This window comes from uncultured Granulicatella sp., assembly GCF_963545075.1.
GTDB lineage: Bacteria > Bacillota > Bacilli > Lactobacillales > Aerococcaceae > Granulicatella.
This window is the reverse complement of record NZ_CAUUHX010000060.1, coordinates 1-10144: the sequence shown is the minus strand read 5'-3', so window position 1 is coordinate 10144 and position 10144 is coordinate 1. Positions and strand designations below refer to the sequence as shown.

Sequence of the window (10144 nt, the reverse complement as noted above, 5' to 3'; positions counted from 1 at the left end):
GAGTATAAGCGAAGAGAATCATTTTTAATAACATACGAGGATGATGAGCAGGTCTCCCTATTTTTGATGTTGTATTAGGAAAGATAATAGAATCTGGAATAGAATCTACAAACTGATTAATGAGTTGAGCAATGTGGTTTTTAGGGACGGTTAATGTAAAATTTAGTTCTAAAGTATCTGTTGGTGTGGTATAATTTTTGTACATAGGAGTCACCCTTTCTTATTTTATTTCGTTCAAACTTATTATAACAGAGGTAGACTCCTATGTTTAATTTATAAGACTAAAAAGCACTATAAAATCCTGTTTCAGAATTTTATAGTGCTTTCTTCTATTTTTGAGACTTTTTGCCCAGTCTCGTTTCATCAAGAACTAGTTTAGTAAGAAAAAATGTCACATCTATCTAAACTAACCTTTAAAATCTCCTTGTCTTGTTTCAATAATTTTCATTGCTGCACGGATGACATGATATTCATCAATTAATTTTCCAATTAACTCATAATTCCTCTCAGTTAATCTACCTGATAATATTTTATGAGAAAATTGATGAAAGTTATCTAGATGTTCTTCAATACTCATTAGCATCTCCTTAGCATCTTTATGACGATACTTTTTAGCAATGTGTGCTACTTCTTCAGAAAATAATGCCAAATTATTTTCATGAATGGTAGTATTTTTTCCTTCTGGTACTAAATCATTCGCTTCGTAGCAAGTTAAGAATTTTTGTTCAATTGTATTACAAACAAAAACAACTCCTATTTGCGAAACATATTTTTTCTCTTCCGGACGCTGTTCTTCATTTTTATTATACTCTACTAAACTTCCAAGTTGTCTACTTACCCATTTTGGAAGTTGCTCAATACTGACTTCAAAACGTTCCTGTGCTCTTTGAGCAAAATGATCCGTCCATGTATAATTTGGTCCAAATGAAAGCCCCATAACATTACTCCTTTACATTCATAAATTTCATGTCACGAGAATTTTATTCCCTTACAATATCTCTCCTAACCCTTATTACATCCCCTATATTATACTATTCAACAAACTTTCCTCCTCCCATCAATTGTTTTGATTAGAAAAAATTCAATTGTGAATAAATTCTCAATTAAATTTTATCAATACTCTTGCTGATTTTCAATAGAGAAATCAAAACAAAAACTCTCACTTGCCAGGTAAACAAGTGAGAGATAGGATGGCTTTATTAAATGATTTGAAGATTCAAACCATTACATTTCATCTGGAGATTCTACTCCTAAAATTGCAAGACCTTGTTTTAAGATTACAGCTGTTGCTTCCACTAATGCTAAACGAGCATTTAGTCCTTCATCTTCTTGTAAGATACGGCTGTTTGCATAATATTTATTGAAGGCTTGCGCTAGAGAAACTACATATTTAGAAATAACAGAAGGTTCATATTTGCTTTCTGCATATTTCACAATATTTGGATAATTTTCAATTTGTTTTAATACTTCCCATGCATACTCATCTTCTAATTCTAATGCTTGAGATAAATCAACTGAAACTCCTGCTTTTCTTAAAATACTCATCGCACGTGCACGAGTATATTGAACATAAGGTCCAGTTTCTCCTTCAAATTGAACAACTTCTTCTAAGTTAAAGTCGAAACTATTTGTACGATCGTTTTTCAAATCGTGGAAGATTACTGCACCTACCCCAACTTGTTTTGCAACTTCTTCTTTGTTAGGTAAGTTTGGATTTTTAGCTTCAATTTGTTTTAAAGCTAATTCTACAGCTTCGCTTAATACTTCTTCTAATAAGACAATTTTACCTTTACGTGTTGATAATTTTTTACCACCTAAAGTAATTAAACCGAAACCAATATGAATCATATTTTCTTGCCAATCACGACCCATTTCATTTAAAACAGCTTTTAATTGTTTGAAGTGGTGTGCTTGTTCATTCCCTACAACATAAATGTTTTTAGCGAAATCATAAGTTTCTTTACGGTAATGTGCTGCTGCTAGGTCACGAGTCATATATAATGTTGCACCATCTGATTTTTTGATTAATGCAGGTGGTAAATCATATTTATCTAAGTGAACAACAGTTGCCCCACGGTCGATTGTAGTAATTCCATTTTTTTCTAAATATTCTACAATTGGATCCATTTTATCATTATAGAAAGCTTCACCATTATAAGAATCAAATGTAATTCCTAATACATCGTAAATACGGTTGAATTCTTTTAATGATTCAGATTTGAACCAATTCCATAGTTCTTCTGCTTCAGCATCGCCATCTTCTAATTTTTTGAACCATGCACGTCCTTCATCTTCTAAGGCACTATCGTTTTCTGCTTCATCATGGAATTTAACGTATAAACGTAATAATTCTGCGATTGGTTCTTTTTCAACGGCTTCTTTTGTTCCCCATTTCTTATAAGCAACGATTAATTTACCGAATTGTGTTCCCCAGTCTCCTAAGTGATTCACTTTAATTGGGTTATAACCAACTTTTTTCTCTAAATTAACGATGGCATTCCCAATAACTGTTGAACGTAAGTGACCCATTGACATAGGTTTTGCAATATTTGGACTAGACATGTCAACTACAACATTGCGTCCTTGACCAAAGTCAAAGTTACCATAGTCTTCTCTTTGTTCTAAAACAGTGTGTAATGTTTCATCTGCAAATTTACCTTTTGAAAGGAAGAAGTTTGCGTAAGGTCCCATTGCTACTGCTTGACTAATATGTTCATCTGCAACTGCTTCAACGATTTCTTGAGCAATTGCTTGAGGTGCTTTACGTAATACTTTTGCTAATGAGAATGCTGGGAAAGCTAAGTCTCCTTGTTCTGCATATTTTGGAACTTCAATCATTTTATAAATTTCTTCAAACGATAAATGTTCGCTAATTGTTTTATGAATTTGTTCTGCGACTATTTTTTTGTAATCCATTTTGACACTCCTTCTTTTTGTATGAATGATAAATAAAAAAGCCCCTAATCAAGCAACCTTAACTAGAGACGAGATAACCCGTGGTACCACTCTTATTGTTTAAAATCTTAAACCACTTTAAACTTTTTTAACGGTAAGCGACCGGATTACCCTACTACCTTCGAATAATCATTTCCAAAGTGCGGTTCATTTACTTCATCACGACTGGCTTCCACCACCCCAGCTCGCTAAAACAGATGTCCGTAAACTACTCTCTTCTTCATAAATGTTTATTGTTTATAGGACGATTATAACAAGCGACAGAAAATTTGTCTAGTAATTTTATAATAAACTTTATAAAGCAAATAAAAGAAAAAGACCTTGCTTAGTAATATAAAGCATGAACCAAAAGGTTTGCTACCATCCTAAAACTACTATCACGCAAAGTCTAAATCATAAACGTCCCCTCATAAATAACCGTCCAAAAAGAAAAGACTTTGCATAGTAATATTAGTGATATAATCAGTAATTGCTGATTATATCACAGGAAAAATTGAGACCCTAGGCTCAATTTTTAGGCATGAAACAGCAAAGCTGTTTGCTGCTGTCCCCTATTACTATAAAGCAAAGTCTAACTCATAAACGCACTCTCATAAATAACCATTCAATAAGAAAAGACTTTGCATAGTAGCACGAACAATGAGACAGCCATAGCTGGCTGCTTGCGTCCTAATGCAACTATCACGCAAAGTCAATCTCATAAACGTACCCTCATAAATATCGTTCCAAAAAGAAAAGACTTTGCATAGTAATATTAGTGATATAATCAGCGGTTGCTGATTATATCACAGGGAAAATTGAGACCTTAGGCTCAATTTTTAGGCATGAAACCAAAGGTTTGCTGCCGTCCTTTATTACTATCACGCAAAGTCTATTACGAACATTTTAGTTGCGGAAAATCTTAGCCTCCAAGAACAAGTCATTATACAATCCTAATAACTCAGAACCTAAATTCTCATAAACTTCCATATTTTCCATCTGCTCATCCGAAGGATAAAAAGTCTCATTACTCGTTACCTCTTCCGGCAATAAATCTAACGCATCCTTATTTGGAGTTGAGTACCCAACATATTCCGCATTTTTAGCAGCCACATCCGGTCTCAATAAAAACGAAATAAAACGATACGCACCATCATAATTTTTAGCAGTTTTCGGAATCACAATATTATCAAACCATAAGTTCGTTCCTTCTTCCGGTAAAACATACGCTAAATCTTCATTTTTCTCCATCATTTTCGCAGCTTCTCCAGAGAACGATACTCCAATCGAAGCTTCCTCTTGCGCCATATACGTTTTCATCTCATCCGCAATAATTGCTTTCGCATTTGGCATTAAAGTTTTCAAGAATTTACCCGCTTCTTTTACAACTTCAGGATCCTTTTCATTCAAAGAATACCCTTGCGTTTGAAGCGCAATTCCCATCATTTCTCTAGCACCATCAATAAATAAAATAGAATCTTTGTAGTCCTCTTTCCATAAATCAGACCATTTCGTAATTTCGCCTTCAGCAATATTTTTAGTGTTGTAAATAATGCCTAAAGTTCCCCAGAAGTAAGGAATACTGTAACGGTTGTTTGGATCAAAACTTTTATTTAAGAATTTCTCATCTAAATGTTCCATTCCTTCAATTTTAGAATAATCTAATGGCACTAATAAATCTTCTTTTAACATTTTATGAATCGCATATTCACTTGGAATTGCTACATCATAATTCGTTCCACCTTGTTTGATTTTTGTATACATTGCTTCATTTGAATCAAATGTTTCATAGATTACTTTATAACCTGTCTCTTCTTCAAACTGAGTAAGCAAACTAGGGTCAATATAATCCCCCCAATTATACACAATAATAGTATCTGGGCTACCAGCAATGGCTGTTTCAAAATTTTTTCTAAATAGAAATAATCCTAAACTTGCGACTAAAACTGCACCAATAAACATTATTAATCGCTTCATCGTACTACCCCCTTCGCTAAATCATTTTCAACATTTTTCTGATTTAATCGTTTTGCTTGGTATTGTTGAATGAAATAATATCCAATGACTAAAATTAATGAGAATAAGAACATTAATGTACTTAAAGCATTAATTTGTAAACTGATTCCTTGACGAGCTCTTGAGTAAATTTCAACCGCAATCGTTGAGAAACCATTTCCTGTTACGAAGAAAGTGACCGCAAAATCATCTAAAGAATACGTAAATGCCATAAAGAATCCACTTAAAATTCCAGGTGTAATCGATGGCAAAATAATACGTGTTAACACTTGAGAACTTGTTGCCCCTAAATCTCGTGCTGCTGTAATCATCGAACGATTCATTTCTGTTAATTTTGGTAAAACCATTAATACGACAATCGGAATATTAAAAGCAATATGAGAAAGTAGTACTGACCAAAATCCTAATTTAAATCCAATAAATGTAAATAAAATTAATAAACTTGCCCCAATAATAACGTCTGGTGAAACTAATAAAATATTATTCATTCCAAGAACAAATTGTTTTCTTTTATTCGAATGAATAAAGTCAATCATAATCGCACCAAGTGTACCAATAATCGTTGCACATAACGCTGATAATAACGCTAAAATTAAAGTATCAATCACAATTCCAATTAATCTTGTATCTCCAAGAACTGCTTGATAATGTTCTAAAGTAAAAGATTGGAAATCATTCATTCCTCCACCACTGTTGAATGAATAATAAATCAAATAGAAAATTGGAGCATATAGTACGGCAAATACAAATACTAAATAAGCATTTGATAACCAATGATTTTTCTCTAATTTCATTATGCTTCTCCTCCTTTTCTACGATCACGTGTTGCAAACATTAAGACAATCATCGCCACAATTAAGACAACTCCAATGGTTGAACCCATTCCCCAGTTTTGTGTTACTAAGAAATGTTGCTCTACGGCAGTCCCTAATGTAATCACACGATTTCCTCCAATTAAACGAGTTAACATGAATAGTGATAGTGATGGAATAAATACTGCTTGAACACCACTTCTTACACCACTCATCGTTAATGGAATCACGACATTTTTTAAAGTTTGCCAAGGAGTAGCACCAAGGTCACGGCTTGCTGCAATTAATGAACTTGGTAATTCTTGTACTGCATTAAAAATCGGTAAAATCATAAATGGTAATTCAATATAAGCAGCAACTGTTAAGAAGCTAAAATCAGTAAATAAAAATTCTTTTGGAGCAATTCCAAATAATGATAAGAATTGATTTACTGTACCTGTTTGGCTAAAAATACCAATAAACGCATAAGCTTTTAATAATAAATTCACCCAAGTTGGTAAGATGATTAATAATAACCATAAATTTTTATGTTTTGTTTTACTTAAAAAGTAAGCTGTTGGATAACTTACAACTAAAGTCACTAATGTAACTAAAAAGGCATACCATACTGAGTTAAATGTCATTTCTAAATAATTACCAGAAGTAAAATAATTCGTATAATTTCCAAGTGTTAATTGATTATTAATATTGAAAAATGATTTATAAAAAATCATCGCCAATGGAGTCACTACAAACAATGCCAACCATAAAAGATATGGAATAGAAAAGAACATACGAGAATTTTTAGTCATTGCTATCGTCCTCCACTTCCTCGTAGCTTTCTAGACGGGCATCAAATTCTTCTTCACTTTCTCCAAAACGCATTACGTGAATATCTTGTGGTTCGAAATATAAACCAACTTTAGAGCCAACTTCTGCTTTCTTCGTTGAGTGAATCATCCACTCATTTTTATTTTCGTCATAACAAATAATTTCATAGTGAACGCCACGGAATAATTGAGTATCCACTTCAACCACTAATTTTCCTTTATCTACACTTGTAAGAGATAAATCTTCTGGACGAATAACGATTTCAACTTTTTCATTTGGACGCATACCAGCATCGGCACATTCAAATTCTTTTCCAACAAATTCTACTAAGTAATCTTCTTTCATCACACCGGCAACAATATTACTTTCACCAATAAAGTCCGCAACGAAACGGTTAATTGGTTCATCATAAATATCAACAGGAGTACCAGATTGAATAATCTCTCCACCATTTAATACGAAGATTTCATCACTCATTGCTAACGCTTCTTCTTGGTCATGAGTTACGAAAATAAATGTAATGCCTAAACGTTGTTGTAATTCACGCAATTCATACTGCATATCTGTTCTTAATTTTAAGTCTAGCGCAGATAATGGTTCATCTAATAATAGAACTTCTGGTTCATTCACTAAGGCACGAGCAATCGCTACACGTTGTTGTTGTCCTCCAGACATTTGGACAATTTCACGTTTTTCATAGCCTGATAATTGAACTAATTTTAAGGCTTCAGAAACTTTTTGTTTAATTACATCTTCCGGTAATTTTTTCAAACGTAACCCGAATGCGATATTTTCAAACACATTCATATGAGGAAATAATGCGTAGTCTTGAAATACAGTATTTACTTTACGTTTATTTGGCGGTAAATCAGTCACATCTTCTCCATTTAACGTAACAGTTCCTGTTGATGCATCTGTAAATCCAGCAATAATACGAAGAATTGTAGTTTTACCACATCCTGAAGGTCCTAATAATGTATAGAATTTTCCTTTTTCAATTTCAAAGTTAATATTTTTTAATACTTGAGTATCATCATAAGATTTTGTAACATTTTCAAATGTAATAATTGCATTGTTGGACATGTTTCGTACCAATCCTTCCTTTTTATAAATAAGAATTTGTTGCGACAATTAACACCTTACTTATTTCATTGCCAGCATTTTTAATTTGATGTTTAGCAGAAGCTTCAAAATAAAAAGATTCTCCTTTTGAGACAACTTCTATTTGTTTTCCTACTTTTACTTGTACTTTACCTTCTAGAACATATCCAAAAGTTTCGGATAATGATGGTTGGAACACTTTGTATTCCCCTTGAGGTTTAAACTCTAATATTACAGGTTCCATTTCATGTTCATTCGAATCTGGATTTAACCAAGTCACTATCGTTTTATGCTTTGGATCCTCCATCACGGTCATATCTTCAGGCCCATAAACGGTTAAAGCTTCTTCTGGTCCATCTTCAAAGAAATCCTTTGGTGCACATCCTAATACTTCTAAAATATCAAAAAATGTGTCCATCGATGGCGAACTAAGATCATTTTCTAATTGGGAAATATATCCTTTAGATAAATCCGTCCTCTCGGCTAATTCTTCTTGGGTTAGTCCTTTTTGAACCCGTAGAGCTTTCAAATGACTCCCTATTTCCATCTTATCCCTCCATTCTTTAAACTAAAAGTTTAATAACACTATGACTCATTATACTCTAAGTTTAGTAATAGTCAACAAATAAATCTCAAAAAATAAAAAAAGAACTCTATACAATGTATAGAGTTCATACGAAATATATAAAAATAACATTGATAGAATAATTTGCGGATGCAAATCATTCTATTGGAAAATTCGAGACCAAGGCTCGATTTTTAGGCATGAAACCACAGGATTGCTACCGTCCATTGCTACAATATAAGAAGTCAGACTTATTAACGTACTCTCATTACTTCCGTCCAAAAAGAAATGACCTTTTCATAGTAGCACTATTAATATAAGCCAAGTATGGCTTATATTAAAGGGAAATTTGAGACCTTAGGCTCGAATTTTAGCCATGAAACCGCAGGTTTGCTAGCGTCCCATGCCACTATTAAAAAGTCAATATTATTAACGTACTTTCATATTAGTTCCGTTCAAATAGAAACGACTTCTTACAGCGTAACTATGAGATTCGCATTTGCGAAGCTGTTAGCGGCCATTATGCTACATTCAGAGAAGTCAATTATTATTAATGTACCCTAATTACTTCCATCCAAATAGAAACGACTTCTTACAGTAGTATTAGTAATATAAGCCACTTTGGCTTATATTACTGGAAAAATCGAGACCAAGGCTCGATTTTTAGGCATGAAACCGAAGGTTTGCTGCCGTCCATTGCTACAATATAAGAAGTCAATTTCTATACTATTATTTTAAAAGAGCCTTCGCCATTGCTAAGCATCCGATTGTTGCTGCATTATTCCCTAAAGCCGGAGTTTGTATATACTCATCCACAGAAGGATATCCAACATAACCATTCATTAATTTTTCGAATTCTTGTTTCACTTTTTTCAATAAATGAGTTTGTTGCATAACTCCTCCACCTAAAACAATCACTTCAGGCGCTAAAATTAATGTTGTATTATAAATACATTGAGCAGCATAGTAAGCTTCAATATCCCAAATCGGATCAGTAGGCTCTAATTCAAATGCAGGACGACCAGCTTTTTCTTGTAAAGCAGGTCCAGCTGCTAAACCTTCTAAACAGTCAGAATGGAAAGGACAAACACATTTAGCATTATCTTCTGGATGACGTTTAACAATCATATGGCCCATTTCTGGGAAGTTCATCCCACCTACAAATTCACCACGTTGAATTGCACCACCACCAACACCGGTTCCAAATGTATAATACACTAAACTTTCTAAATCTTTGCCATGACCAAAATAGTATTCACCATAAGCTGCTGCATTCACATCTGTAGTCCAATTAATTGGAACATTTAAATGACGTTTTAATTCACCAATGAAATCATAATTTTGCCATGCTAATTTTGGAGTAGAAGTAATATATCCAAATGTAGCAGATTTTTTATTACTATCGATTGGACCAAATGCACCTACACCAACAGCTTCTAATTCTTGCTCATATTTTTTAAAAAATTCAAAAACTTTCGGTAAAGTTTCTTCTGGAGTTGTTGTTGGAATTGAAATTCTTTCTAAAACTTCCATATCATGATTTCCAATCGCACAAACAAACTTTGTACCACCAGCTTCGATACTACCTAATACCATATAAAATTCCTCCAATATATTGATAATTGTATTATATACAAAAAAAGACAAGTAAGCTAGCACTTACTTGCCAATGAATCGGGAATACAGGATTCGAACCTACGACCCCTTGGTCCCAAACCAAGTGCTCTACCAAGCTGAGCTAATTCCCGATAATGCACCCAACAGGAGTCGAACCTGTAACCGCTTGATTCGTAGTCAAGTACTCTATCCAATTGAGCTATGGGTGCTAGTTATTCACTTGTATATAGAAAAAATGCACCCAACAGGAGTCGAACCTGTAACCGCTTGATTCGTAGTCAAGTACTCT

General features: G+C 33.5%; 8 protein-coding genes, 2 tRNA genes, 1 pseudogene and 1 other annotated feature. All 11 genes and pseudogenes read right to left on the bottom strand.

Going from position 1 to position 10144, the window contains the following annotated elements; all coding sequences use genetic code 11:
* Window positions 1-205, bottom strand: a pseudogene (locus RWZ86_RS07565) (IS1182 family transposase); the annotation flags it as partial.
* 201 nt (window positions 206-406) lie between these two features.
* Window positions 407-937: a hypothetical protein gene (locus tag RWZ86_RS07560; protein ID WP_314681062.1), complete on the bottom strand. Its 531-nt coding sequence runs from the start codon at window positions 935-937 to the stop codon at window positions 407-409.
* A 287-nt stretch (window positions 938-1224) separates the two neighbouring features.
* Window positions 1225-2916 (bottom strand): arginine--tRNA ligase, encoded by a 1692-nt coding sequence (gene argS / locus RWZ86_RS07555; protein ID WP_314681060.1) that lies wholly within the window; start codon window positions 2914-2916, stop codon window positions 1225-1227.
* Window positions 2917-2977: 61 nt separating this feature from the next.
* Window positions 2978-3188, bottom strand: a binding site (T-box leader).
* Between the two features lie 652 nt (window positions 3189-3840).
* Entirely contained in the window at window positions 3841-4911 is a 1071-nt protein-coding gene (locus RWZ86_RS07550) for an ABC transporter substrate-binding protein (RefSeq protein ID WP_314681057.1), read from the bottom strand.
* Complete coding sequence (locus tag RWZ86_RS07545) at window positions 4908-5744, bottom strand: ABC transporter permease (RefSeq protein WP_314681055.1); 837 nt, start codon at window positions 5742-5744, stop codon at window positions 4908-4910. Before RWZ86_RS07545 ends, RWZ86_RS07550 begins: the two co-directional genes overlap by 4 nt.
* On the bottom strand, window positions 5744-6553 hold the full coding sequence (locus RWZ86_RS07540; protein WP_314681050.1) for an ABC transporter permease: 810 nt from the start codon (window positions 6551-6553) through the stop codon (window positions 5744-5746). Before RWZ86_RS07540 ends, RWZ86_RS07545 begins: the two co-directional genes overlap by 1 nt.
* Entirely contained in the window at window positions 6546-7655 is a 1110-nt protein-coding gene (locus tag RWZ86_RS07535; RefSeq protein WP_314681048.1) for an ABC transporter ATP-binding protein, read from the bottom strand. Before RWZ86_RS07535 ends, RWZ86_RS07540 begins: the two co-directional genes overlap by 8 nt.
* A 22-nt stretch (window positions 7656-7677) precedes the next feature.
* Window positions 7678-8220: an XRE family transcriptional regulator gene (locus tag RWZ86_RS07530; protein WP_314249928.1), complete on the bottom strand. Its 543-nt coding sequence runs from the start codon at window positions 8218-8220 to the stop codon at window positions 7678-7680.
* Window positions 8221-8967: 747 nt separating this feature from the next.
* Window positions 8968-9834, bottom strand: coding sequence for an ROK family protein (locus RWZ86_RS07525; protein WP_314681043.1), 867 nt, complete (start codon window positions 9832-9834; stop codon window positions 8968-8970).
* A 78-nt stretch (window positions 9835-9912) separates the two neighbouring features.
* A tRNA-Pro gene (locus tag RWZ86_RS07520) sits at window positions 9913-9986 on the bottom strand.
* Between the two features lie 4 nt (window positions 9987-9990).
* Window positions 9991-10064, bottom strand: a tRNA-Arg gene (locus RWZ86_RS07515).
* Between the last annotated feature and the right edge of the window lie 80 nt (window positions 10065-10144).

Excerpts from the sequence above, each read along its gene's own strand:
- RWZ86_RS07560 (WP_314681062.1), bottom strand. The coding sequence starts at position 937 with ATGGGGCTTTCATTTGGACCAAATTATACATGGACGGATCATTTTGCT.
- argS (WP_314681060.1), bottom strand. The coding sequence starts at position 2,916 with ATGGATTACAAAAAAATAGTCGCAGAACAAATTCATAAAACAATTAGC.
- RWZ86_RS07550 (WP_314681057.1), bottom strand. The coding sequence starts at position 4,911 with ATGAAGCGATTAATAATGTTTATTGGTGCAGTTTTAGTCGCAAGTTTA.
- RWZ86_RS07545 (WP_314681055.1), bottom strand. The coding sequence starts at position 5,744 with ATGAAATTAGAGAAAAATCATTGGTTATCAAATGCTTATTTAGTATTT.
- RWZ86_RS07540 (WP_314681050.1), bottom strand. The coding sequence starts at position 6,553 with ATGACTAAAAATTCTCGTATGTTCTTTTCTATTCCATATCTTTTATGG.
- RWZ86_RS07535 (WP_314681048.1), bottom strand. The coding sequence starts at position 7,655 with ATGTCCAACAATGCAATTATTACATTTGAAAATGTTACAAAATCTTAT.
- RWZ86_RS07530 (WP_314249928.1), bottom strand. The coding sequence starts at position 8,220 with ATGGAAATAGGGAGTCATTTGAAAGCTCTACGGGTTCAAAAAGGACTA.
- RWZ86_RS07525 (WP_314681043.1), bottom strand. The coding sequence starts at position 9,834 with ATGGTATTAGGTAGTATCGAAGCTGGTGGTACAAAGTTTGTTTGTGCG.